Below are 23,081 nucleotides of genomic sequence, written 5' to 3' on the forward strand. Positions count from 1 at the left end.
CGTCAACGCCTCTCCCCGCCTGAATCCGGGAGGGTATTGCGGCGACAATCAACGAAACCCCATAACCGATAAAAAATAGATGGAATAAATCCGACGGGTACGGCGTCTTACACACAATGGCAGAAAGAGAACGGCAGCTTGATGTTCACCACTTGGCGTAGCGAAAGTAAAAACAGGCAACGGCTAGCGGCCCTGGGGCCCCGGCTCAGGCGACTGGCACTGGCCTGGTGTGGTGAAGAGAGCCTGGCGGAAGACTTGTCCCAAGAGGCACTGACCCGGGCACTTTCGCGCCTCACCTCACTCAAGGATGATCAGGCCCTGGAAGGGTGGGCCTTCGCCATTCTCGCCAACTGCTTTCGTGACCATTGCCGACGCCAGCGGCCGTCTGACCCGTTCGACGAATGCATCGACCCATCCCTGCATAGCGCTGATGAGCACCTGTCACAACAGCAGACGGCGACTCGCCTTCGCCAGGTGATCGCCCAACTCAGCCCTCATCAACGCGAAGTATTGATGCTGGTTGACCTGGAGGCCTGCAGCTATGCCGAGGTGGCCGACATTCTGGATATTCCCGTCGGCACGGTGATGAGCCGGCTGAACCGTGCCCGACAACAGTTGCGGAGACTCATCACATCCGACAAACGCACACCCTCTGGCAGCCGCTCATTTATGGAGCGTGTAAAATGAACGATATCCGATACAGCGATGAACAGCTGAATGCCTTCATCGACCATGAACTCACCCATCCCGAACGACTGGAGATCCTGCAAGCGGCAACCGAATCGGAACCGTTGCGTAGCCGCCTGCTACAACTGCAGTATCTGAAAGCGCTGACCCAGTCCGCCTACCCGCTGACGGAGCAACGCTCCCCGCTGCATGCTGCCAAAACCACAACGGGCCTGACTCGTTATTTGGCGGCAGCGGCTATCGGCGGCCTCACCCTATTCGCCGTGCAATGGATAACGGAAGCACCCATCCAGACAGATCGGCCGGCACCTCTGGCTGCGCTGCAGGAGAACCCGCAACAGCAGACACGGGTCGTGTTCCATATCAGTAGCGATAGCCGTAAAGATGCCGCCCTGTTGCTGGATCAGGTCGAGCTGGTGCTCAAGGAACACCGCGCCAGCGGCCAGCCTTTGCGGCTGGAGGTGGTGGCCAACAATCAGGGGTTGCGCCTGATGCAACAGGGTCGATCACCGTTTCCGCAACGTATCCACCGGCTGAGCGAGACCTACCCAAATCTGGTCTTCGCCGCCTGCGGCAACACCCTGGAACGGATGACTAAAGAGACGGGGGAAAAGATACAAATCCTGCCGGATGCGGTGATTGTCCGCTCCGGCATCTCCTATATAACACGGCGCCAGCAGACCGGCTGGGCCTACATCAAGGTCTGAAGCGCAATTTAGACCGACTACCGAGCTGCAACCAAACGGCCGACTTTATAAGAGCCTAAAACGGCAGCTAATAAACCAAAGCGAGGATGAAAAAATGAAACCCATAAACCATAGCTTAATGGCCCTGCTACTGTTGTTTGGACTGTTGACGGGGCAGGCTCTGCTGGCCGCGGAGAGCGGTCCTCACAAAGTGGTGATCCAGGTCAGCACTGACGACCCCCGCACCCAGACTATCGCTCTAAACAACGCGGTAAACCTGCAAAATGCCTTGGGCCAGGACAATGTACAGATTGAGATCGTCGCCTATGGCCCCGGTCTCGGCATGCTCACCAACGGTTCAAAAGTGGGCAAACGCGTTACCAGCCTGGCCATGCAGGACATCCAGTTCAGTGCCTGCGGCAACACCATGAAAGGGGTGGAAAAGAAGACCGGCAAGTTGCCGGTGCCGCTGGAGGGAGTCCAGGTGGTCAAAGCCGGTGTGATGCGCATCATGGAGCTGCAAGAGCAGGGCTACTCTTACGTCAGGCCGTAATTTAAAAATGGTGGCGGGGGCAGGCCGCCGTGCCTGCCCTTATCTAATCACGCCACTGCCCGCTCACCACCCGTTTGCGTTGCGCTTCGAGACCCATTGCCAGCAGAAAAGGATCCCTCTCCTGTCGTTCCTTAAATCCCTGTTTATCCTCTAGCCCCAACCAGTGTTGCTTGACCAGTTCCTGGCCGATTGGCGCTCCCAGACCGCTACCCGGCCCCAATAAGATCAACCGGTCCGGAGCAAACTCTTTAATCGCCACTTCGATCGCGGCCGAGAAATTAAAGGGTTCCACCACCTGATGCCCCAGCGTATAGTCGTAGAGTGCAGCGGTATCGGTTGCCCAGGGTTGCCAGATATGGCCACGCCCATCGATCAGGGGAAGTTGTGGCCGACCGAACAGCTCCGCCTGAAACTGTTCCCGCGCCCGTTCCTTTACCCCTCGCAACAGCGGTGTATGAAAGGCGGCATGCTTGGCCAGTTGCATGGGATAGATATCCTGGACGGGAGGTAATGTAGCCTTGAGCGCCTCAATACCGGCCACGTTGGCACCGATCACCACCAGACCGCCCAGATCAATCGAGAGATACGCTTCGCAACCGCTGAGGCGATTGACCTGCCCGATCTGTTCAAACAGGGCTGTCTTGGCCGCCGGATTCGGGCGCCACTCTGCATCCACCACCGGATAGACCAACTGTCCGCCGATCAAACCCTCCTGCATCATCGACCCCATGGTGTTAACCAGTGCGATAGCCGATGCCTGCTCGAGAGCACTGGCGGCCGCCAGTGCCAGATACCAACCCATGGAGTTACCGGTGACGGCTACAATCTCAAATTGATCCCGATCGATATCCGCATAGTCGGCTAGGGCGCAGGCATAGATCAGCGCCGAGGCATTCTCGCCCACCCCATGTTGATTGGGCGAAAAGCGGGGTAGTGCATCCAGATCAGTGACGGTCACCTGGTCACGCTGTCGACGATAGTCATCCACGGCGTCGAGCAGCTCCCTTTTATCGGTATGGTAGCGGGCCAGATAACCCAGTTCATCCCGACTATAGCTACCGCGCCCGGGGCAGATCACCACGGCAGTCTGCTTCATAGCACCTCCCCATTGATCAATGCGCGCGCGGCCTCGATGATCTGCCGCTTGTCTGGCAACACCAGATTGGCCGCTTCCGCCAACGGTATAAAACTATCCTCAGCCGTTACCCGGGCAACCCGATGTCGACCCGGGGCGCGCTCGGCCAGCATGGTGACAATCGCCTCGCTGATCGAGCCGGTACGGCGGCACTCATCCACCACCAGCACCCGTTCACAAGGGGCAATAGCCTCGACTAACGCCATTTCATCCAATGGCGCCAACCAACGCAGATCGATAACACGTAGATCGATACCGTGACCTTGCTTCAAATCATGGGCCGCCTGGCGGGAGAGGTAGTAGCCGTTACCATAGCTGACGATGCAGAGTTCGGTTCCGTTACCGTGGCAGCCGAATTCACCAACCGCAATCGGCATCCCCTCACCCGGCGCTTCATACTCAGCCGTCCACAATGCATCGCCGGGCTGGTGCAAGTCACGGGTCATGTAGAGCGCGATCGGCTCGATAAAAACCACCACCCGGCGTTGTTGATGGGCCAGCGCGACACAGCTGCGTAACATCTGTACCGCATCCGCCCCGTTGGACGGGCAAGCGATCACCAGACCGGGGATATCCCGAAACAGCGCCAACGAATTGTCGTTATGGAAATGGCCGCCAAATCCTTTCTGGTAAGCCAAGCCGGCAATCCGTATCACCATCGGATTGTTGAACTGGCCGTTTGAAAAGAACGACAGCGTCGCCGCCTCGCCGCGAATCTGGTCTTCGGCATTGTGTACATAGGCGAGAAATTGGATTTCCGGAATCGGCAGATAACCGATGTGGCCCAGCCCGATAGCCAGACCAAGAATACTCTGTTCATCCAGCAGCGTATTGATCACCCGGTGCGGACCGAATGCCTCTACCAGGCCGGTAGTCACGCTGTAGACGCCCCCCTTTTTCCCCACATCTTCGCCACACACCACACAGTGACGATACTGCAACAGGATATCGGCCAACGCCAGATTGATCAGCCGCGCCATATTTTGCGGCTTATGCCGCTGACGCTTATCCACCCCCAGCATCGCCTCACGACGGGAGGGATCGACCGGCGGAATAGCCGGAAATGTCTGCCTTACCGCTGCAATCGGCGCCATCACTTCGGCCGCGCTCTGTAGCTTGGGCCGTAGGATAGCCAGCTCAGCGATACGTGAAACCCGCTGGGCAATCTGTTCATTCAGGGCACAGATCTCGTCCGCAGTAAGAATGCCTTGTTCCAGCAGCAGACGCGCGGAACGCAGCAATGGATCCTGGCGCTCATCCGCTTCCACCTGTTGCAAGGTACGGTAACTGACCTCGGTATCGGATCCGGCATGACCCAGCAGGCGAACGACCCGCATGTGCAGAAATACCGGCTTGCTATAGCGGCGCGCATAGGCTACGGCCGCGCGCACACCACGTAGCGTATCGAGTAAGTCGGTGCCGTCGCAGTAGAGATAGTGCAGACCGGCACGCTGGGAGAAACTGGCATGAATCCACCCCTTGGGGGTCTGGGTGGAGATGCCGATACCGTTGTCTTCACAGACAAACACGATCGGCATGGGTGAGTTTTGATAGGCGGCCCAACCAGCGGTATTGATGGCCCCCTGGGCCGTAGAGTGGTTGGCTGACGCGTCGCCGAAATTACACAAAATGACGCTGTCCGGCGGCAGCGCTACCGCATCTGGCTCCAGTACCCGGGCCAAACCCAAGGCATGGGCCGCCCCCATCGCCTTCGGCAGGTGAGAGGCGATGGTGCTGGTCTGGGGCGGCACCAGCAGGGTCTTGCTACCCAACACCTTATGCCGTCCACCTGAGATCGGATCTTCCCGGGAGGCGGCAAAGGAGAGCAGCATGTCATACAGCGGCGTCTCACCAGGCCGCTGCTTGCTGCGCTGAATCAGCAGTGCACCACTGCGGTAGTGCAAAAATGCCATATCCGTGATGCGAAACAGTTTGCCGAGTACGGCATTGCCCTCATGGCCGGCGCTACCGATGGTATAGAAGCTCTCATTTCTGGCCCGCAAACGACGCGACTGGTAATCCAGGTGCCGACTCATCAGCTGGCTTTCGAACAGATCGACTAACTCAGCCGGCGTTACCCCTACCTCGCTGGGGGTCAAGCGGGTAAGCGGGGCCGGCAAGGTACCCGACAAGACAGCTTCAGGAAATTGCGACGCGAGGAGTTCGGCCCTGCTTTTCATTCAGATGGTCCATCCATACCGTTAACGGAAGATCCGGGAAGCGGTTTCATTCGCCTGGAATCAACAGTCTATGAATAGCATAGCGTCTCGGCCTTGCACATAAATTTAAGCTCAAGGGACGAGATCTTGGCGAGTTGGCGGTGGTGAGGATTCCCATAGCAAAGCACTGAGCGACGCAATGCCAGACATTCAGCCAAATGCCAACCAGACACCTACCGCCAGCATCAGGGTGCCGGCAACCCGGTTGAGGAGTCGCACATTGCCACGTTGTTGCAAAAATAGGCTCAGGCTACGACCACCACTGGCATAAAGCACCAGGCAGCTGAATTCGATCAACAGTATCAGACTCAACAACACGCCGAGCTGGGGTAACATCGGTTGTTCGTTACTGATAAAGGGCGGCAGCAGGGAGATAAAAAAGGCCCACCCCTTTGGGTTGGCCACGGCGGTCACAAACCCTTGCAACGCCAAGGTCGGGGCCGTAGCACGTCCATGCCGGGGTGACTCCAGGTCGATGGCCAGCTTACCGCGGGATCGCCACATCTGTATCCCAAGGAAGGCCAAGTAGGCGCCGCCCAGATATTTGAACAATTCGAACAGCAGCGGATAATTGAGCATCAGTGCGGCCACGCCAATGACGGCGGCAGCGGCCACCAATCCAACCCCCAGCAACTCACCCGCCATCATCCAGAAGGTACGCCTGATACCGATGGTCATACCCAATGTCATGGAGAGGGTCATGCACATACCGGGAGTGATCGAGACGAAAAAAAAGGTGGGAATAAAGACCCCCAGCAGTGCCGGATTCAGGGTAGCAGCCATGGCCGTTCAGGATTTTTTCCAGCGTTGCTCAGCCTGGTCGTCGGTATGACGGGCATCGACCCAACGCTCACCCGCCGAGGTTTGCTCCTTTTTCCAGAATGGAGCCCGGGTTTTGAGATAATCGATCACAAATTCACAGGCCTGGAACGCTTCGCCACGATGTGCGCTGGCGACAGCCACCAACACAATCGGATCCAGCGGATGCAACGGTCCAACCCGGTGAACCACCCGTATCCCCATCAACTCCCAGCGCTCATTGGCCTCGTCCACAATTGCCTGCAGCGCCTTCTCGGTCATACCGGGGTAGTGCTCCAGGGTCATGGTAGTCACCGCGTCACCTTCGTTGATATCGCGCATCTGACCGAGAAAGGTAACCACCGCACCGATGGCGGGATTCTGGCGCCGCAGCTCTTCCTGAATCGCCGCAATATCAAAAGGTTCGGTCTGGATGTTGATCTCTTTCATGCTGTGCTACCGTGATTTGATGGGGCGAACGGATGCCCTCTTAGGGTAAATGCGAGAGAGGCATCCGGTAGGGTGGGCACGTCATTTGTGCCCACGCGGTTATCCCCCATTCGGTGGACACAAAAAGCATGCCCACCCTACCATCTACTGTGTCACCGGAGCATGCAGCCCCACCAAGGAGTATTGATGCCTGCCTAGCCGCCGGTGACCGGGGGGAAGAAGGCCACTTCGTCACCATCCTTAACCGCGGTCGACAGATCACACATCTCCTGATTTACCGCCACCAACACAGTCTGGTCATCGGCAAACACGTCACCCCATACATCACCACGACTTTTTAGTCTTGCCACAACGGCAGCCACGGTGTCGATATCCGAATTGTAGTCCAGCTCCTCTGAACCGGTCTGAAGCGCCTCGCGCAACCGCGCAAAGTAGAGCAGGTTGATCATTTGAGTAACTCGCTAAAGGGTAAAAATTGCACCAGTTCGCCGCGAGCCAGCGTCCGCTGCTCCGGCAAAATTGCCAGTCCGTTGGCCCAGGTCAGGGAGTTGAGCACACCGGAAGAGCGGCTGGAGTAGAGGCTGATCTGTGCCTGGCCCTGCCCATCCAGGTTCAACTGGGCGCGGGCAAACTCACGGCGCTTTTCAGCCCTCGGCCAATCGAAATCCGCCTTGGCCAGAATCGGTGTAGGCGCCAGAGCCTCCTCCCGCACACCCTGTGACTTGAGGATGAAGGGGCGGGCGAACAGGCAAAAAGTCACAAACAGGGAGACCGGATTGCCAGGGGTGCCGATGAAGGGGATGCCCTCAATATGACCAAATGCCAGCGGCTTACCCGGTCGTATGGCTATCTTCCACAGATCCAACGAGCCCAGAGCTTCGACTGCCGGCTTCAGGTGATCCTCTTCACCCACTGAAACGCCGCCGGACGTCATCACCAGATCAGCCTGCGCCGCGGCGGCGGAAAGCGCCTGGCAGGTCGCCTCAAAGGTATCCTCAACAATGCCCAGACTGACTATGTCACAGCCCAACGACTGCAGTAGTGCTTGCAACGTATATTCGTTGGAGTTGTAGATCTGTCCCGGTCCCAGTGGTTTGCCGGGATTGATCAGCTCATCACCGGATGAAAACAACGCCACCTTTAGGCGACGATAGACCACCAGTTCGCCGACACCGACAGAGGCCGCCAAGCCCAGATGCTGGGCACCCAGACGGGTACCGGCCTGCAACACCTCCTGGCCGATGCGGGTATCTTCGCCGGCATAGCGGATATTGGCACCCTGCTCAGGCAGTTCATTGATGGTGACCTGCTCGCCGTCCTGGGCACACACCTCTTGGATCACCACGGCATCGGCTCCCGGCGGCACCGGAGCACCGGTGAAGATGCGCGCCGCCGTTCCGGCAACGAGCGGTTGTGGCGCCGCGCCGGCCGGGATGCGCTGGGAAACCGGCAAGCAATTAGACGCCCCCTGCTTCAGATCGACACTATTGACCGCATAGCCGTCCATTGCACTGTTATCCCAGGGTGGCATATTGATTTTGCTCACCACCGGCTCCGCCAGGATGCGCCCATTGGCCTCGGCCAAAGTCACGACTTCACGCTCAGTCACCGCCTGGGCGTGACCCAGCAACAGTGCCAGCGCCTCTTCCAACGGTTTCATGCTCGGCTCGGATACGGAAGAACAACCACACTCACTCATCGCTCTTTACTCTTGGGTTCTGTTGCTGGGGAGGCGTCAGGCCCGGAACATCTGGGCAAAATTGCAGGGACGGGTGCGGTGATCCAACTGTGGATTGAGAATCTTATCCCAACCGGTACGACAGGCACCGGTGGAGCCCGGCAGACAGAACACCAGGGTCTGGTTGGTCAATCCGGCAATCGCCCGCGACTGGATGGCCGAGGCGCCAATCTCCTCCAGGGAGACGTGGCGAAACAGCTCACCGAAACCCTCGATTGATTTCTCCAGCAGCGGCTGCACCGCTTCCGGGGTACTGTCACGCCCGGTTATCCCGGTCCCCCCAGTACTGATAACGACATGCACATCGGGGTCGGCGATCCAGCGCGAAAAGATCGCCCGCATCTGGTAGACATCATCCTTGACGATCGCTTTCTCGATCACCCGGTGCCCGGCCGCCTCGGCCCCCTCCTGGAGAATTTTGCCCGATTTATCCGTCTCTTCGGTGCGCGTATCTGAGATAGTCAATACCGCAATATTCAAGGGCACGAAGCCCGATTCATCATAATGTCCTGTCATGGTTTACTCACAAAATTCGGATCAGAAGCTGTAGCCGAAGGCGATCTTGAAGCACTGCGCAAATTCGTCGCACTGGAAGCGATGATTCTGCGGCCCCGCTTCCTCGATCTTCACGCCACCCATCAGCGAAGCGATACGTCCCGTGGTTTCCCAGTCCATATCGTTCATCAAACCATACAACAGACCGGCCCGATAAGCATCACCACAACCTGTAGGGTCAACGATATTGGCCACCGGCGCGACCGGGATTTCATGCAGCTTGTCGCGGGTATAGATCAGCGAACCTTGGCCGCCCCGAGTAATCACCACCGCCTCCGCCTGTTTGGCCATCTGCTCCGGGGTTAGGCCGGTACGCTCTTCCATCAGTTTGGCCTCGTAGTCATTAAAGGCCAGCCAAGTGGCTTGGTCGACAAAGCGTTTCAGGTCGTCGCCATCAAACATCGGCAGGCCCTGGCCGGGATCAAATATAAAAGGTATACCCAGCTCAACAAACTGCTCGGCGTGCTCGATCATTCCCTGGCGGCCATCGGGGGAGATGATACCAATGCTGCACCCTTTTGCCTCATCCACCCGGTTCAGGTGGGAAAAAGACATGGCACCCGGGTGGAAGGCGTTAATCTGATTGTCATCCTGGTCGGTGGTGATATAGGCCTGCGCGGTATAGCTGTCCTCAATCACTTTGATATGATCCCGGCTGACACCGATCTCATCCATCCAACTGGCGTAGGCACCAAAGTCGGCGCCGACGGTTGCCATCGGCTTTCCCTCCCCGCCCAACAGTTTCAGGTTGTAGGCAATATTGCCGGCACAACCGCCGAATTCCCTGCGTAGTTCCGGCACCAGGAAGGAGACGTTAAGAATATGTACCTGCTCCGGCAGGATGTGGTTCTTGAACTGGTCCTGAAAGACCATGATGGTATCAAAGGCCATAGAGCCACAAATCAGCGCAGACATTCCGTCCTCCATTGTTTTTTCAAGCCGGGGATCATACACCGATAGGTGTAAGGTTGGATAGAAAGCCGCTCCAGGCCATCCATGGCCTCGGCGGCATAAGTCCATCCCTGCACAAAACTGCCAGGCGAGAGCGCGCCTGGCAATGATCCAGATCAGGTCTACCTCAGGGCAGGAGAATCAATAACCAGACCGCTATCGCCAGTACGATGGACAAGAACACGGCAGCCGACCCCAGGTCCTTGGCCCGCCCGGAAAGCTCATGCTGCTCGCCACCGAAACGATCGACCACCGCCTCGATGGCGGAATTGAGCAGTTCTATTAAAGGCACCAGCAACACACTGCCAACCAACAGCGCCCTTTCCAAACCGTTTTGGCCCAGATAGAGCGCCAACGGAAGCAGCAGAATCGCCCCAAGCAGCTCCTGACGAAAGGCCGCTTCATGCTGCCAGCAAGCTCTGAATCCGGCAATGGAATAGCCACCGGCATTGATGATTCGACGCACGCCGGTGACCTTTTGACCCGCCATCTATTTAACCGCCGGACGACGCCAGGCCAAATCCAGCTCACGCGCCGCTTTCACGTCATCCAGCCGTTTCACCGGCAGGGTATGAGGCGCCCCTTTCACTAGCCCCGGATCCTCCGCCGCCTCTTCCAGAATGCTTCGCATGGCGTCGATAAAGTCATCCAGGGTCGCCTTATCCTCCGTCTCGGTCGGCTCTATCAGCAGACACTCCGGTACCAATAGCGGGAAATAGGTGGTGGGCGCATGGAACCCGTAATCCAGCAAACGCTTGGCGAAGTCCATGGTATTCACCCCCAACTCTTTGGCCTGCTTTTTTAGGGTAACTATGAACTCATGGGTAGCACGCCGCTGCGGATACGCCGCCTGGAAACCGGCCGCCTGTAACTGCTTCAGCATGTAATTGGCATTCAGGGTGGAGAATTCCGCCACCCGCGGCATACCCTCGCGACCCAGCATGCGCGCATAAATATACGCCCGCAGCAAGACCCCGGCATTACCGGCGAAGGCCGTCAGGCGCCCGATACTTTCCGGACACTCCCGCTCAGTAAGCCACTGGTACTCGTCACCCGTTTTGGTGACCATCGGCACCGGCAGGTAGGGTACCAGGCGTTCGCTGACCCCGACCGGACCAGCCCCCGGACCGCCACCGCCATGGGGGGTAGAGAAGGTCTTGTGCAGATTCATGTGAATCACATCGAACCCCATGGTGCCGGGTCGGACTTTGCCCAGGATCGCATTCAGGTTGGCGCCATCGTAATAGAGCAGACCACCCGCCTCATGCACGGTCTTGGCGATCGCCTCAATATTGCGATCAAACACGCCCAGGGTGGATGGGTTGGTCAACATAATACCCGCCGTCTGCGGACCGACCACGCCCTTCAGCGCCTCCAGGTCCACATCGCCTTCCGGGCCGGTGGGGATCTCCCGCACCTTGTAGCCGCACATCACCGCCGAGGCCGGATTTGTCCCGTGCGCCGCATCCGGCGCAAGGATCTCGCAGCGAGCGGTGTCACCGCGTGCCTCATGGTAGGCGCGAATCATGGCTACCCCGGCAAACTCACCCTGAGCACCGGCCGCCGGGCTAAGGGAGACCGCCTTCATGCCGGTCACCTCACGCAGCATCTCCTGCAGTTCATAGAGACAGGCCATGAAACCCTGGCTGTGGCTCTCGGGCGCCTCGGGGTGACGCGTCACCAATCCCGGCAAACTGGCCAAACTGTTACAGGCACGGGGGTTGTATTTCATCGTACACGAACCCAGCGGATAGAACTGGGTATCGATAGAGAAATTCTTGCGCGAGAGGCGGGTGTAGTGGCGCACCGCCTGCATCTCAGAAACCTCCGGCAGTGCCGCCGACTGCTTGCGCCGGAACGCCTCGGGGATGCCACTGGCATCCGCCCTATCGAGGGGCGATTGGGCCGGCGCATAACGACCGGCCTTCGATTGTTCAAAAATTAACATGCTGACAGATTCTCCCGATTACTCTTTCGGCACCAGACCGCAGGTCACACCACCCTGCAGCTGTATCACCCGGGCCAGTTTTTCGGCATAGGCCGCAATCTCACCTTCGGTCCGTTTTTCCGTGGCACAGACCAGGATCGCCTCGCCCAATTCTGGATAGTCGCGGGATAGATCGAGTCCGCCCAGCACATTGTGCGCCGCCAGGGAACGCAACACACTGGTTGCCGGTGCGGGCAACGCCAATACCCGCTCATGGAAGACAGCACGGTCAAACAGTGGGGTGACACCCGGAATCGCCCCCAACGCGTCCACCAGCCTCCGGGTGTTGGCGAAACAGGCCGCCGCCGTCCTCTCCAACCCTTCACTGCCGAGCAGTGCCATGTGGATGGTGGCCGCGGTGACCATCAGCCCCTGATTGGTGCAGATATTCGAAGTTGCCTTGGAGCGGCGGATATGCTGCTCACGGGCCTGCAGGGTCAAGGTGTAACCGACCTTACCATCCAGATCCTGGGTACGCCCGATGATGCGTCCCGGCATTTGCCGTACATGCGCCTGCTGGCAACAGAGGAAACCGAAATAGGGCCCACCGGAGGAGAGAGGGGCACCGAGAGGCTGACCTTCGCCACAGCAGATATCCGCGCCCTTTTCACCCCACTCACCGGGCGGTGTTAACAACGCTAGGCTGAGGGGGTTGACCAGGCCGATGGCCAAGGCGCCATTGGCATGGGCCCAGTCGGTCAACAGATCCACCTCTTCCAGGACACCGAAGAAATTCGGCTGGGGGATCACCAGGGCGGCAAAGTCCTGGCCTTGATACGCCTCCAGCACGGCTGGATCAGTATGGCCTCCCTGGGGATCAAACGGCAGCTCCACCAGCTCAATCTGCTGGTTTTTAACGATATTGTGCACCACCCGGCGGTAAGCAGGATGCACTGTGCGGGGCATCAAGATGCGCTTTGACTTGGATTTACGGTTGGCCCGCACCGCCATCAACACGGCTTCAGCCAGTGCCGAGGCACCGTCATAGAGTGAGGCATTGGAAACATCCATCCCCGTTAGCGCCACCATCATGGACTGATACTCATAGAGCAGTTGCAACGTGCCCTGGCTCGCCTCAGCCTGATAGGGTGTATAGGCGGTGTAGTATTCGCCACGGGTGGTGATCTGCCAGACCGCTGCCGGGATGTGGTGGTCATAGGCACCAGCACCCAGGAAGCAAGTCGCCTGACCATCCTGCTGAGCCCGCTGGCTCATCAGCTGGCTGATCTCCATTTCTGACATCGCGGACGGGATGGCATCCAGTTGTGAGAGGCGCAGGTTGGCGGGTATCTCATCGAACAGATCATCAATGCTGGCTGCACCGATGGTCGCCAGCATCTCCTGAACCTCTTCTTCTGTGTGGGGGATAAATGGCATGTCTCTCAGGGCCCTCTCAGTGCTCTTCCGATTCCATCACTTCGCTATAGGCATCGGCATCCAGGAGGTCATCCAACTCTGCCGGGGCAGAGAGTTTGACCTGGAACAGCCAGCCATCGCCAAAAGCATCCTGGTTAACGGTTTCTGGCGCATCCACCAAGCTCTCGTTCACCGCCACCACTTCACCGGATACCGGACTGTAAACATCGGAAGCGGCCTTGACGGACTCAACCACCGCGCACTCACTGCCTGCGGAAACCGTGTCGCCCACCTCCGGCAGCTCGACAAATACTAAATCCCCCAGTAATTCCTGGGCGTGGTCGGTAATACCGATGACCACCGTACCATCCTCTTCATCACGCACCCATTCGTGACTTTTGGCGTATTTCAGATCATTGGGTACATTGCTCATCTCTAGGCCCTCGCTATTCGCTAAATAGGTTGTTATCTAAAATTTTCGTTGTCTGGATTACCGCTGGACGATCAGAGTTCGACCCGCACCTTGCCATGACGCACGAAGGGCGGTTGCACCACCTTTGCTGCGATGCGCTTGCCGCGGATCTCTACCTCGCATTGCTCGCTGACGGCAGGGGATACCCGCGCCAGGGCAATGGATTTCTCCAGTGTAGGCGCAAATCCACCGGATGTGATCTCTCCCGCCTCCTGATCCTGAAAAAAGACCTTCTGATGGTCACGCAGTACGCCGCGCCCGGTGAGAACCAGCCCGACAAACTGCCGGTTGGCGGGATCATCCCGATGGATTTCAATCGCGCGACGACCCATAAAGTCCCGCTCCGCTGGCTCCCAGGCGATCGTCCAGTTCAACCCGGCCTCCAGCGGCGAAATGGTTTCATCCATATCCGAGCCATACAGATTCATCCCCGCCTCCAGACGCAGCGTATCCCGCGCGCCCAGGCCACAGGGCTGTACACCGGCAGTGGCCAGCGCTTGCCAAAAGGCGACCGCCTCGGTCTCTGGCAGCACCACCTCAAAGCCATCCTCGCCCGTATACCCGGTGCGTCCAACAAACCAGTCGGCTGCACTGGCGGCAAAGAATGGCTTCAGTTCTCCCACCGGCCCCCTTAGCGCCTCCGGCAGTAGCGGCAACGTCTTCTCCCTTGCCTGTGGACCTTGGACCGCGATCATCGCCAGATCCTTGCGCGGCTGCACCGTGACTTGGAATGCCGGCGCTTGCCGGTTCAACCAGGCCAAATCCTTCTCCGTTGTACCGGCGTTGACCACCATGCGAAACCAGGTTTCACTCATGAAATAGACGATCAGATCATCAATCACACCGCCCTGTTCATTCAGCATGCAACTATAAAGGGCCTTGCCGGGTTGCTGCAGACGGGCGACGTCGTTGGCCAGCAAGTGGCGCAGGAATTCACGTACTCGCTCGCCGTTGAGGTCCACCACTGTCATGTGGCAAACATCGAACATGCCTGCATCCCGTCGCACGGCGTGATGCTCCTCAAGTTGCGAGCCATAATGCAGCGGCATATCCCAGCCGCCAAAAGGGACGATACGTGCCCCTATGCTGTTATGAGTATCAAAAAGGATGGTTCTGTTTCCCATGGGATCCTCCAGTCAAAAACAAGGCAGCTCTCACACATCCCTGTGCTCGGCAGCATAAGTCCGTCCCCGGACAAAAAAAGGGGCGGCGCAGGGGAATGATCCCATGCGCCGCCCCTCTGTCCTGAACCTGAGAGTTTGAAACCGAAATGATCGGTCCCTGCCCCGTCGGTGGGCCGGACGGCCACTCTCCAGAGTCAACCTGGAAGGAGAGATCCCTCCCCACACCGCGGTCCTTCTACCTGAGCGATTCCGGACGGTTTGCGCCTTCGGTGTCGGCCTCGGCCGATCTCTCCCACAGTGGTTTGGATTGAATTGCCGACTATACCTGTTGAGTTACCCTTTGCCAATAACGGTGGTGGAGAGAAAGTCCCCTGGTCGCTCTCGCCGCCAGCCTTTTCTATACTGACCGGGGTAGACGGCCGCACCACCCCAATCCCTTGCAAACTGGCTCCAATGGCAATTGCGACAGGGCTGGACTGCGATATCGCAAAACATCGGATAGAGATTGCTGGGCGATACGAGATTGTTAGTATTGCAAACGCGAATGATTATTAATAGAATGCGCATCATTGAATTAACAATCCTGGAGGCCCTCCCATGAACATCCGCTACAAGCTAGCCCTATTTGTCACCACTCTCGCCCTCTGCACCCATGCGTTGGCGGCCGAGGTGAATGTTTATTCAGCCCGCAAGGAAGCCCTGATCAAGCCACTGCTGGATCAGTTCAGCAGCGAAAGCGGTATCCAGGTCAACCTGGTCACCGGCAAGGCGGACGCTCTGTTGAAGCGGCTAACCAGCGAGGGAGCCAACTCCCCGGCCGACCTGTTCATCACCACCGACGCCGGCCGCCTGCACCGCGCCAAGGAAGCGGACGTCCTGCAACCGGTTAGCAGCGACATTTTGAGCGCGGCCATCCCCAGCCACTATCGCGACCCCGAGGGGTTCTGGCACGGGCTTTCGGTACGCGCCCGGGTGGTTACTTATATCAAGGACCGGATTGATCCCCAGCAGCTCTCCACCTATGAAGCCCTGACCGACCCACAATGGAAAGGCCGTATCTGTATTCGTGGCTCCGGCAACATCTACAACCAGTCCCTGGTAGCTTCGCTGATCGCCGCTAACGGCGAGGCCGCCACCCAGGAGTGGGCCGACGGTTTCGTGAAAAATTTCGCCCGCGATCCAAAGGGCGGCGACCGCGACCAAGTCAAGGCCGCGGCTGCCGGCGTCTGTGATCTGGCGATCATCAACACCTACTATCTGGGCGCCATGATCAACAGTAAGGACGAAGGCGAGCGGGCCGCCGCTTCCAAGGTTGCGCTGTTCTGGCCCAATCAAGCTAACCGCGGCACTCACGTTAATGTCAGTGGGGCGGGCGTAACCCGTTCCGCCAAAAACAAGGCGGCAGCGATCCAACTACTGGAGTTCCTGGTGAATGAAAAGTCCCAGGCCTGGTACGCCAGCGTCAACCATGAGTATCCGGTGCGCCCCGGGGTAGCGTGGTCTGAAACCCTCAAGCAATGGGGCACTTTCAAGGCTGACACACTGAACCTTTCGCAACTAGGCAAGAACAACCCAACCGCCGTACGTCTGATGGACAAGGCGGGCTGGAAGTAATCGCAAGGGGGGCGACCTCTATTGCACAATCCCGCTGAACCCCAGAGAATAGGGCTTCACACACCAACGCCATCCTGCTGGATGGCGTTGGTCTTTTATCTTCAGTCACTCCGGAAACCTTGAAGCGGTGGCATCTGGCAACAACAGACGAGCAACAGCACCGCTGTCCTGGCGGCTCGGGATCATGGGCACCGCCCTGCTGCTGGCCATGCCGGTGCTGGTCGTCTCCAGCTATGCCCTGATTCCGGCCGGTGAGGTGTGGCAACACCTCGCCGACACCGTGCTAGCCGACTATGTCAGCAACTCCCTGCTGCTTATGTTGGAGGTGGCCGTGGGCACCCTGCTGATCGGTGTCTCCACCGCCTGGCTCACCACCATGTGCCGCTTCCCCGGCCGGCGCCTGTTCGAGTGGGCGCTGCTGCTGCCCATGGCTATGCCGGCCTATATCATCGCCTACACCTACACCGGCATGTTCGACGTGGCTGGGCCGGTCCAGTCGAGCGTGCGGGATTGGTTTGGCCTGCGGTATGGGGAATACTGGTTTCCCGATATCCGTTCCCTGTGGGGCGCCGGCGGCATGCTGTCACTAACCCTCTATCCCTACGTCTACCTGCTCTCGCGTACCGCCTTCCTGGAGCAGTCGGTGTGCGTGCTGGAGGTGAGCCGATCACTAGGCAATGGACCCTGGCGCACCTTCTTCAGGGTAGCCCTGCCGCTGGCCAGACCCGCCGTGGTGGCCGGCCTGAGCCTGGCACTCATGGAGACCCTGGCCGATTACGGCACGGTTCAGTATTTCGGTATTGGCACCTTCACCACCGGCATTTTCCGCACCTGGTTCGGCATGGACGACAGTGCCGCCGCCGCGCAACTTTCCACCGCGCTACTGCTGTTTGTCTTTACCCTGGTACTGTTGGAGCGCTGGTCACGCCGCAAGATGCGTTACCACCACGCCAGCCAGCGCCACCAGTCCCTGCCCGGTTTTGTGCTCCAGGGCAGGCAGAAGCTGGGTGCCATCCTGATCTGCTCGACCGCACTGACACTGGGTTTCCTGCTACCGGCCGGCCAGTTACTATTTTGGGCGATCCAGACACGCGAGATGATCGATCACGAGTTTCTGCGTCTGACCCTCAATACCGTTGGCCTGGCCGCCGGTACCGCGCTGCTCGCCCTGTTGTTGGCGTTGCTCATGGGTTACGGACGGCGCATCAGCACCAACCGCAGTACGGTGGCCGCGGTTCGGGTGGCCGGCATGGGATACGCGGTACCCGGCACGGTGATTGCGGTCGGAGTGATGTTGCCACTCGCCTGGATCGACAACGGCATCGACAGCTGGCTGCGGGCGCATTATGGCGTTTCCAGCGGCTTGCTATTGAGCGGCACCCTGGTGGCGCTGGTCTCGGCCTACCTGGTGCGCTTTCTCGCAGTTTCGCTACAAACGGTGGAAGCGGGACTGGGCAAGATCAAACAGAGTATTGATGAGAGTGCCCGTACGTTGGGCGCCTCGCCGGGCGAGGTGCTGAAGCGGGTGCATCTGCCGATGCTGAAGGGTAGCCTGCTGACGGCACTGTTGCTGGTCTTTGTGGATGTGATGAAGGAGCTGCCGGCAACCCTGGTGCTGCGCCCGTTCAATTTCAATACCCTGGCGGTCCGGGCCTTCGAACTGGCCTCGGACGAACGCCTTCAGGATTCGGCCAGCGCCGCCCTGACCATTGTCTTGGCAGGAATCATCCCGGTCATCCTGCTGAGCCGTTCCATACGCAATTCGAGAGAGAAGCATGAGCTACCGACTGGAACTGAATGAGGCGACCGTCACCTTCGGTGCCACCGATGTGGTACAGCGGGTCAGCTTGCAGCTGCGTGAAGGTGACATCGGCTGCCTGCTGGGCCCCAGCGGCTGTGGCAAGACCACCCTGTTGCGGGCGATTGCGGGCTTTGAGCCGTTGCGCCAGGGCCGTATCGCACTGCATGGAAAAGTGGTTTGTGACACCCAGCGCATGATTGCACCGGAACGGCGCCGCGTGGGCATGGTATTCCAGGACTTTGCCCTGTTCCCCCATCTCACGGTAGCCGGAAATATCGGCTTCGGCCTGCGCGGCTGGACGGCCGCAGAAAAGCAATCCCGGATTGCCGACCTGCTGACGCTGGTCGGGCTCAGCGACTCCGCCGGCAAACACCCGCACCAACTCTCCGGCGGACAGCAACAGCGCATTGCACTGGCTCGCGCCATGGCGCCGCGCCCGGAGATCCTGTTGCTGGACGAGCCGTTCTCCGCCCTCGATCCCGAGCTGCGCGGACAGCTGGCGAGCGAAGTGCGCTCACTACTGAAACAGGATGGCATCACCGCCATCCTGGTAACCCACGACCAGACCGAGGCCTTCGCCATGGCCGATCAAATTGGCGTCATGAGCCAGGGCAAACTGCATCAGTGGGATAGCGGCTACAATCTCTACCACCACCCGGCCACAACCTTCGTGGCTGACTTTGTCGGCCGCGGCGCCCTATTCGCCATTCAGGTTGCCGACAGAAACAGCATCGATACACCGTTTGGACGCCTGAGCGGCAAACTCCCCGACGGCATTGAGACCGGCACCGCCCTGCAACTGCTGATCCGCCCCGACGACATCCATCTAACCACCAAGGAGGGTTCCATCAGTGCCCGGATCAGCGAACGCCTGTTCCAGGGTGCGGAGTATCTCTATACCCTGCAACTGGCCAGCGGCCACCATTTCCAGTGTCTCGCACCCAGCCACCAGCAACACACCCCCGGTGACACGGTCAGCCTGAAACTGGACATTCAGGATCTGGTCCTGTTCTCTAACGATGGCCGGGCACTCTGACCAAACCGTCTACCTGACCATCAAGGCCTCGATTTCTTCAACCGACTTAGGCACATCTTTGGAGAGAATGTCGTGCCCATCCTTGGTCACCAGCACATCATCCTCAATGCGGATGCCGATATTCCACCACTTTTTCGCTATCCCTTTTGCACCGGCCGGAATATAGATACCCGGCTCAACCGTCAGAACCATACCCGGCTCCAGCAGGCGCCACTTTCCGTCGATTTTATAATCCCCCACATCATGGACATCCATACCCAGCCAATGACCGGCGCGGTGCATATAAAAAGACTTGTACGCCTCTTTCTTAATCAGGGTGGAGACGCGGCCCTTGAGTATTCCCAGTTCAACCAACCCCTTGGTGATCACTTTAACGACCGTATCATGCGGGTCGTTCCAGTGATTTCCCGGACGCACTTTCTCGATTGCCGACTCCTGGGACTTGAGTACCAATTCGTAAAGCGCCCGTTGTTCCGGCGTGAATTTTCCGTTGACCGGGAAGGTGCGGGTAATATCCGAGGCGTAATAGTCATACTCACAACCGGCATCAATCAACAGCAGATCCCCTGACTTCAGCTCGGCAGAATTCTCTACATAGTGCAGAATGCAGCCGTTGGCGCCCCCGCCAACAATGGGGGTATAGGCCTGGAAACGCCCTCCCTGACGGGCGCACTCATGCACCAACTCTGCTTCCACCTGCCATTCCATAAGTCCCGGACGACAATACTGCATCGCCCGCTTGTGTGCCTTAGCTGAGATTCGCGCGGCGGTTCGCATCGCTTTAATCTCGGAACGACTTTTATACAGCCGCATGTCATGCAGGTAGTGGTCCAGTGCCACAAACTCAATCGGGCCATGTACCCCATTACGCCCCATGTTGCGAATTGTACTGATCCATTCCGACATCTGCTTATCCAGCTCATGATTACAACCCATGGCGTAGAACACCCGCTCACTCTGTTCAATCATGCGCGGCAAAATGTCATTCAGATCACCGACCGGAAAAGAGTCATCTGCGCCATAAATCTCGCAGGCTCCCTCTTGACCGGCGCGTAGTCCATTCCAGGTCTCTTTTTCCAGATCGCGCTCACGGCAAAACAGAATATATTCAGCCTGTTTACGACCGGGTATCAGCACGGCTACCGCTTCCGGTTCTGGAAACCCGGTCAGGTAGTAAAAATCACTATCGGGACGATAAGGGTAATCGGCATCCCGGTTGCGCACCGACACCGGAGCCGAAGGGAGGATGGCGATGCTACCCGGCCCCATCATGCGCATCAGTTGATTGCGCCGTCGTTTGAATTCCGCCTGAGTCATGACCGCTCCGTCTCGTCGGCGACCATTTCCGCATGCACCAACATGGCGGCCACCCAAATAAATTCCGCTATCTCCGTGAGCGACTCCTCATCCTCTTCTCCCCCATCCAGATGATCCAGATCCATACGGGTGATTTCAGACAATGAACTCAAGGCATCCTGGGTTTCTGTAGAAAAGTCGTGGTCGGCCGAAAGCCCCGCCACCCCGATACCGTAGAGAAACCCCTGACACCAGTCTGCGACCGCTTGTGCTCGCTGCTTGATCGGCACCTCCTCATCAGGCAGGAAGGGGGTAAACCCCAGCCCCGGTCCTGTTACCGCCGCCAGGGTTTCATCATGCAGCACCTTGAGCGAGTTGGCGCACTCACGTACCAATAGATCCGTTGCCTGCATCTCGGTAAACAACTCGGCAAACCAGCGCGCCTGGGCATCTTCACGACCCGCACAGATCAACCCGCACAAAATACCATGCACTTCGGCACCGGTACTCTCAATATCCGCCGAGGCCATCTGCCGTTCGACACGCTCATAATTCAAACTGCTATCACTCATTGGAAACCTGTTTCATGGGGGCTGTATTTATTGGGACAATATCACTAACTGCGCATTATCTAATAGCATATCGCCTTAATGATAGTATCATGCATAGGGATAACATTGACCGACGCTTTAGCTCACTCTATATTGGACGTTATGAACACGAACGACCCCAATTCCTCTACAGAACTGGACCTTAAACGGCTTGAGTCACAAGTGGATCAGCTGATCCGCACGATCGAGCGGTTAAGTGATGAGAACAGAAGTCTCCGCGGCAAACAGCAGGAGCTGATGTCAGAGCGCGCGGAGTTGATCGAGAAGACCGAACTGGCCCGAAGCCGTGTCGAAGCAATGATCTCCCGGCTGCGCGCCATCGAAACCGGCTGATCCATATCGGATAAAATCACCGCGCTAATCCGCCAACATCAAATACATCCTGGATAATAAACGTGATCGAGAACAGCATCCCCGTTACCGTGCGCATACTGGACAAGGAGTACCGCGTTGCCTGTAAGCAGGGTGAGGAAGAGAGTCTGATCGCTGCCGCGCGCCTGGTCGATCAGAAGATGCGGGAGATCCGTTCGAGTGGGAAAGTGCTGGGGACGGATAGGATTGCGGTAATGGCATCGCTCAATCTGGCACATGACCTGCTCGAAAAACAGATGCATAAGGATGAAGCAAATCTTGGCATTAACTCCCGACTGCGCACCATGCAACAAAAAATTGACGCCATCCTTAGTAAAGAAAATCAGCTGGATCTTTAAATCCATTAGAGTTAGCCTATTCTCACAGGTATCCCCTGCGGTGTTTGTAAGCGAATCGGGTATTTTCTTGAGCCTATTCATTACCCCGGGGACTTAATGGGAATGTCATTGTGCATGTCCGCCCAAAGCGGAAAGCCTTAAGCTTCCTTGTCGTCCCCACTTGAACCTACTGGTTCAAGAACGATGATTTGCTACGGCACAGGCGGGGGATGCCTTATTTCATTCCAACACAACTAGATGCCTAACCCAGCAAAAATACGCCAAGCCATTCGTGCAAAAAGGCGCAGCCTGACCACGCAGGAACATCGAGCAAATAGCCTGTCTGCCGCCACCCACTTCATTTGCAATCCACAACTTATCCACTGCAATCACATTGCACTCTATCTCGCCGCAGATGGTGAGCTGGACACCCAACCCTTGATACGCCGGTTAAGACAACTACATAAAAAACTCTATTTACCGGTTCTTAAACCCGGCACCAATAATTCGCTTTGGTTTGCCGAGTATAGAGATGGAGAACGTCTGATACCCAACCGTTTCGGCATTGCTGAACCTAATATCCGGCACAGTAAACCTAAACCGGCCTGGTCGCTTGATCTAATTGTCATGCCGTTGGTTGCGTTCAACAGCGAAGGTACTCGCATAGGTATGGGCGGAGGTTACTACGATCGCACCCTCTCTTATCAACTGAGACATCAGCGATGGATCCGTCCCAAGCTCGTTGGCTATGCCCACGCATTTCAGTGCATTGAAGAACTCACAAGAGAGCATTGGGATGTACCGCTGCACGGCATCATCACTGAGCGAGGATATAAGTCGTACCGGTAACCCCAGCCTTTCATTCAATCCCTATTCCCATCCCAATTAAGCTAAAAGCTCAAAAAGATCGCTTTCAAGTTACAAATCAAGCCAAAAAAGACCAAAATATCCGTAATTTACTAGCTTTTTTTGAATACTTTATTATACTCAAAATTGACTTTTACATACTGATCGTGGAGGGAGTGTAATGGCCGTCAAGAAAGCCGCTAAGAAGAAAGCTGCAAAGAAGAAGGGTGCAGTCGCGAAGAAAACAGTCAGCAAGAAGGCTATCGCACCCAAAAAGACGGTCAGTAAAAAGAAAGCCGTCAGCAAAAAGAAGGTAGCCAAGAAAAAGGTCGCTGCTAAAAAGAAAGTGGCCAAAAAGAAGGTAGCTAAGAAAAAGGTCGCCGCTAAAAAGAAAGTGGCTAAAAAGAAGGTAGCTAAGAAAAAGGTCGCCGCTAAAAAGAAAGTGGCTAAAAAGAAGGTAGCTAAGAAAAAGGTCGC

General features: G+C 57.5%; 25 protein-coding genes, 1 other RNA gene and 2 riboswitches. Of the genes, 11 read left to right on the top strand and 15 right to left on the bottom strand.

What is annotated here, in order from left to right:
• Window positions 1-141: 141 nt before the first annotated feature.
• The 3 genes from ACQY5R_RS11915 to ACQY5R_RS11925 all read left to right on the top strand — a co-directional run bounded on the left by ACQY5R_RS11915 (window position 142) and on the right by ACQY5R_RS11925 (window position 1,926).
• Window positions 142-687, top strand: coding sequence for an RNA polymerase sigma factor (locus ACQY5R_RS11915; RefSeq protein ID WP_428608617.1), 546 nt, complete (start codon window positions 142-144; stop codon window positions 685-687).
• Window positions 684-1,394 carry a hypothetical protein gene (locus ACQY5R_RS11920; RefSeq protein WP_428608620.1) on the top strand — a complete coding sequence of 237 codons (711 nt, stop codon included), beginning with the start codon at window positions 684-686 and terminating at the stop codon, window positions 1,392-1,394. Before ACQY5R_RS11915 ends, ACQY5R_RS11920 begins: the two co-directional genes overlap by 4 nt.
• Window positions 1,395-1,488: 94 nt before the next feature.
• Window positions 1,489-1,926: a hypothetical protein gene (locus ACQY5R_RS11925; RefSeq protein WP_428608622.1), complete on the top strand. Its 438-nt coding sequence runs from the start codon at window positions 1,489-1,491 to the stop codon at window positions 1,924-1,926.
• Between the two features lie 43 nt (window positions 1,927-1,969).
• Here the strand turns inward: ACQY5R_RS11925 and ACQY5R_RS11930 are convergent, their stop codons facing one another.
• The 13 genes from ACQY5R_RS11930 to gcvT all read right to left on the bottom strand — a co-directional run bounded on the left by ACQY5R_RS11930 (window position 1,970) and on the right by gcvT (window position 14,711).
• On the bottom strand, window positions 1,970-3,022 hold the full coding sequence (locus ACQY5R_RS11930) for a malonyl CoA-ACP transacylase (RefSeq protein ID WP_428608624.1): 1,053 nt from the start codon (window positions 3,020-3,022) through the stop codon (window positions 1,970-1,972).
• Window positions 3,019-5,241 carry a thiamine pyrophosphate-dependent enzyme gene (locus tag ACQY5R_RS11935; RefSeq protein WP_428608627.1) on the bottom strand — a complete coding sequence of 741 codons (2,223 nt, stop codon included), beginning with the start codon at window positions 5,239-5,241 and terminating at the stop codon, window positions 3,019-3,021. Before ACQY5R_RS11935 ends, ACQY5R_RS11930 begins: the two co-directional genes overlap by 4 nt.
• Window positions 5,242-5,430: 189 nt before the next feature.
• Entirely contained in the window at window positions 5,431-6,063 is a 633-nt protein-coding gene (locus tag ACQY5R_RS11940; RefSeq protein ID WP_428608631.1) for a LysE family translocator, read from the bottom strand.
• 6 nt (window positions 6,064-6,069) lie between these two features.
• On the bottom strand, window positions 6,070-6,528 hold the full coding sequence (moaE, locus tag ACQY5R_RS11945) for a molybdopterin synthase catalytic subunit MoaE (RefSeq protein WP_428608634.1): 459 nt from the start codon (window positions 6,526-6,528) through the stop codon (window positions 6,070-6,072).
• A 194-nt stretch (window positions 6,529-6,722) separates the two neighbouring features.
• On the bottom strand, window positions 6,723-6,977 hold the full coding sequence (gene moaD / locus ACQY5R_RS11950) for a molybdopterin converting factor subunit 1 (RefSeq protein WP_428608637.1): 255 nt from the start codon (window positions 6,975-6,977) through the stop codon (window positions 6,723-6,725).
• Window positions 6,974-8,227, bottom strand: coding sequence for a molybdopterin molybdotransferase MoeA (locus tag ACQY5R_RS11955; RefSeq protein ID WP_428608640.1), 1,254 nt, complete (start codon window positions 8,225-8,227; stop codon window positions 6,974-6,976). Before ACQY5R_RS11955 ends, moaD begins: the two co-directional genes overlap by 4 nt.
• A gap of 36 nt (window positions 8,228-8,263) precedes the next feature.
• Window positions 8,264-8,782 (bottom strand): molybdenum cofactor biosynthesis protein B, encoded by a 519-nt coding sequence (gene moaB, locus ACQY5R_RS11960; RefSeq protein WP_428608643.1) that lies wholly within the window; start codon window positions 8,780-8,782, stop codon window positions 8,264-8,266.
• 21 nt (window positions 8,783-8,803) lie between these two features.
• Window positions 8,804-9,736, bottom strand: coding sequence for a carbohydrate kinase family protein (locus tag ACQY5R_RS11965; protein ID WP_428608646.1), 933 nt, complete (start codon window positions 9,734-9,736; stop codon window positions 8,804-8,806).
• 163 nt (window positions 9,737-9,899) lie between these two features.
• On the bottom strand, window positions 9,900-10,262 hold the full coding sequence (locus tag ACQY5R_RS11970; protein ID WP_428608648.1) for a diacylglycerol kinase: 363 nt from the start codon (window positions 10,260-10,262) through the stop codon (window positions 9,900-9,902).
• Window positions 10,263-11,720 (bottom strand): aminomethyl-transferring glycine dehydrogenase subunit GcvPB, encoded by a 1,458-nt coding sequence (gcvPB, locus tag ACQY5R_RS11975; protein ID WP_428608650.1) that lies wholly within the window; start codon window positions 11,718-11,720, stop codon window positions 10,263-10,265.
• Between the two features lie 18 nt (window positions 11,721-11,738).
• On the bottom strand, window positions 11,739-13,136 hold the full coding sequence (gene gcvPA / locus ACQY5R_RS11980) for an aminomethyl-transferring glycine dehydrogenase subunit GcvPA (protein ID WP_428608652.1): 1,398 nt from the start codon (window positions 13,134-13,136) through the stop codon (window positions 11,739-11,741).
• Between the two features lie 16 nt (window positions 13,137-13,152).
• Window positions 13,153-13,548: a glycine cleavage system protein GcvH gene (gcvH, locus tag ACQY5R_RS11985; protein WP_428608655.1), complete on the bottom strand. Its 396-nt coding sequence runs from the start codon at window positions 13,546-13,548 to the stop codon at window positions 13,153-13,155.
• Between the two features lie 71 nt (window positions 13,549-13,619).
• Window positions 13,620-14,711 carry a glycine cleavage system aminomethyltransferase GcvT gene (gcvT, locus tag ACQY5R_RS11990; RefSeq protein ID WP_428608658.1) on the bottom strand — a complete coding sequence of 364 codons (1,092 nt, stop codon included), beginning with the start codon at window positions 14,709-14,711 and terminating at the stop codon, window positions 13,620-13,622.
• Between the two features lie 106 nt (window positions 14,712-14,817).
• Window positions 14,818-14,913: riboswitch (glycine riboswitch) on the bottom strand.
• Window positions 14,914-14,928: 15 nt separating this feature from the next.
• A riboswitch (glycine riboswitch) is annotated at window positions 14,929-15,016 on the bottom strand.
• Between the two features lie 292 nt (window positions 15,017-15,308).
• Here gcvT and ACQY5R_RS11995 point away from each other — a divergent pair.
• The 3 genes from ACQY5R_RS11995 to ACQY5R_RS12005 all read left to right on the top strand — a co-directional run bounded on the left by ACQY5R_RS11995 (window position 15,309) and on the right by ACQY5R_RS12005 (window position 19,162).
• Window positions 15,309-16,325: a Fe(3+) ABC transporter substrate-binding protein gene (locus tag ACQY5R_RS11995; protein WP_428608661.1), complete on the top strand. Its 1,017-nt coding sequence runs from the start codon at window positions 15,309-15,311 to the stop codon at window positions 16,323-16,325.
• Window positions 16,326-16,509: 184 nt separating this feature from the next.
• A complete protein-coding gene (locus ACQY5R_RS12000; RefSeq protein ID WP_428608664.1) occupies window positions 16,510-18,126 on the top strand; it encodes an ABC transporter permease in 1,617 nt (538 codons plus the stop codon).
• Window positions 18,101-19,162 carry an ABC transporter ATP-binding protein gene (locus tag ACQY5R_RS12005; protein WP_428608667.1) on the top strand — a complete coding sequence of 354 codons (1,062 nt, stop codon included), beginning with the start codon at window positions 18,101-18,103 and terminating at the stop codon, window positions 19,160-19,162. Before ACQY5R_RS12000 ends, ACQY5R_RS12005 begins: the two co-directional genes overlap by 26 nt.
• Before the next feature lie 9 nt (window positions 19,163-19,171).
• On the opposite strand, the gene pepP is transcribed toward ACQY5R_RS12005, so the two are convergent.
• On the bottom strand, window positions 19,172-20,479 hold the full coding sequence (gene pepP, locus ACQY5R_RS12010) for a Xaa-Pro aminopeptidase (RefSeq protein ID WP_428608670.1): 1,308 nt from the start codon (window positions 20,477-20,479) through the stop codon (window positions 19,172-19,174).
• Entirely contained in the window at window positions 20,476-21,030 is a 555-nt protein-coding gene (locus ACQY5R_RS12015) for a UPF0149 family protein (RefSeq protein ID WP_428608673.1), read from the bottom strand. The genes pepP and ACQY5R_RS12015 overlap by 4 nt, the downstream gene beginning before the upstream one ends.
• A gap of 141 nt (window positions 21,031-21,171) precedes the next feature.
• On the opposite strand from ACQY5R_RS12015, the gene ACQY5R_RS12020 reads away from it, so the two are divergent.
• The 5 genes from ACQY5R_RS12020 to ACQY5R_RS12040 all read left to right on the top strand — a co-directional run.
• Entirely contained in the window at window positions 21,172-21,402 is a 231-nt protein-coding gene (locus ACQY5R_RS12020) for a TIGR02449 family protein (RefSeq protein ID WP_428608676.1), read from the top strand.
• A 62-nt stretch (window positions 21,403-21,464) separates the two neighbouring features.
• Window positions 21,465-21,779, top strand: coding sequence for a cell division protein ZapA (locus tag ACQY5R_RS12025; protein ID WP_428608679.1), 315 nt, complete (start codon window positions 21,465-21,467; stop codon window positions 21,777-21,779).
• Window positions 21,780-21,808: 29 nt separating this feature from the next.
• Window positions 21,809-21,992: non-coding RNA, 6S RNA (gene ssrS / locus ACQY5R_RS12030), on the top strand.
• Window positions 21,993-22,016: 24 nt separating this feature from the next.
• A complete protein-coding gene (locus ACQY5R_RS12035) occupies window positions 22,017-22,607 on the top strand; it encodes a 5-formyltetrahydrofolate cyclo-ligase (RefSeq protein ID WP_428608681.1) in 591 nt (196 codons plus the stop codon).
• 178 nt (window positions 22,608-22,785) lie between these two features.
• Window positions 22,786-23,081, top strand: a 296-nt coding sequence (locus ACQY5R_RS12040; protein ID WP_428608690.1) for a hypothetical protein, incomplete at its 3' end; no start/stop codon positions are given.

The sequence above is a fragment of the Sedimenticola sp. genome (genome assembly GCF_050289425.1).
Taxonomy (GTDB): Bacteria; Pseudomonadota; Gammaproteobacteria; order Chromatiales; family Chromatiaceae; genus Sedimenticola.

Coding starts and splice junctions, on each gene's coding strand:
- ACQY5R_RS11935 (WP_428608627.1), bottom strand. CDS start 5,241: ATGAAAAGCAGGGCCGAACTCCTCGCGTCGCAATTTCCTGAAGCTGTC.
- gcvH (WP_428608655.1), bottom strand. CDS start 13,548: ATGAGCAATGTACCCAATGATCTGAAATACGCCAAAAGTCACGAATGG.
- ACQY5R_RS11940 (WP_428608631.1), bottom strand. CDS start 6,063: ATGGCTGCTACCCTGAATCCGGCACTGCTGGGGGTCTTTATTCCCACC.
- ACQY5R_RS11995 (WP_428608661.1), top strand. CDS start 15,309: ATGAACATCCGCTACAAGCTAGCCCTATTTGTCACCACTCTCGCCCTC.
- gcvPA (WP_428608652.1), bottom strand. CDS start 13,136: ATGCCATTTATCCCCCACACAGAAGAAGAGGTTCAGGAGATGCTGGCG.
- pepP (WP_428608670.1), bottom strand. CDS start 20,479: ATGACTCAGGCGGAATTCAAACGACGGCGCAATCAACTGATGCGCATG.
- moaE (WP_428608634.1), bottom strand. CDS start 6,528: ATGAAAGAGATCAACATCCAGACCGAACCTTTTGATATTGCGGCGATT.
- moaD (WP_428608637.1), bottom strand. CDS start 6,977: ATGATCAACCTGCTCTACTTTGCGCGGTTGCGCGAGGCGCTTCAGACC.
- moaB (WP_428608643.1), bottom strand. CDS start 8,782: ATGACAGGACATTATGATGAATCGGGCTTCGTGCCCTTGAATATTGCG.
- ACQY5R_RS12005 (WP_428608667.1), top strand. CDS start 18,101: ATGAGCTACCGACTGGAACTGAATGAGGCGACCGTCACCTTCGGTGCC.
- ACQY5R_RS12020 (WP_428608676.1), top strand. CDS start 21,172: ATGAACACGAACGACCCCAATTCCTCTACAGAACTGGACCTTAAACGG.
- gcvPB (WP_428608650.1), bottom strand. CDS start 11,720: ATGTTAATTTTTGAACAATCGAAGGCCGGTCGTTATGCGCCGGCCCAA.
- gcvT (WP_428608658.1), bottom strand. CDS start 14,711: ATGGGAAACAGAACCATCCTTTTTGATACTCATAACAGCATAGGGGCA.
- ACQY5R_RS11920 (WP_428608620.1), top strand. CDS start 684: ATGAACGATATCCGATACAGCGATGAACAGCTGAATGCCTTCATCGAC.
- ACQY5R_RS11965 (WP_428608646.1), bottom strand. CDS start 9,736: ATGTCTGCGCTGATTTGTGGCTCTATGGCCTTTGATACCATCATGGTC.
- ACQY5R_RS12035 (WP_428608681.1), top strand. CDS start 22,017: ATGCCTAACCCAGCAAAAATACGCCAAGCCATTCGTGCAAAAAGGCGC.
- ACQY5R_RS11970 (WP_428608648.1), bottom strand. CDS start 10,262: ATGGCGGGTCAAAAGGTCACCGGCGTGCGTCGAATCATCAATGCCGGT.
- ACQY5R_RS11955 (WP_428608640.1), bottom strand. CDS start 8,227: ATGAGTGAGTGTGGTTGTTCTTCCGTATCCGAGCCGAGCATGAAACCG.
- ACQY5R_RS11915 (WP_428608617.1), top strand. CDS start 142: ATGTTCACCACTTGGCGTAGCGAAAGTAAAAACAGGCAACGGCTAGCG.
- ACQY5R_RS11925 (WP_428608622.1), top strand. CDS start 1,489: ATGAAACCCATAAACCATAGCTTAATGGCCCTGCTACTGTTGTTTGGA.
- ACQY5R_RS11930 (WP_428608624.1), bottom strand. CDS start 3,022: ATGAAGCAGACTGCCGTGGTGATCTGCCCCGGGCGCGGTAGCTATAGT.
- ACQY5R_RS12000 (WP_428608664.1), top strand. CDS start 16,510: ATGGGCACCGCCCTGCTGCTGGCCATGCCGGTGCTGGTCGTCTCCAGC.
- ACQY5R_RS12015 (WP_428608673.1), bottom strand. CDS start 21,030: ATGAGTGATAGCAGTTTGAATTATGAGCGTGTCGAACGGCAGATGGCC.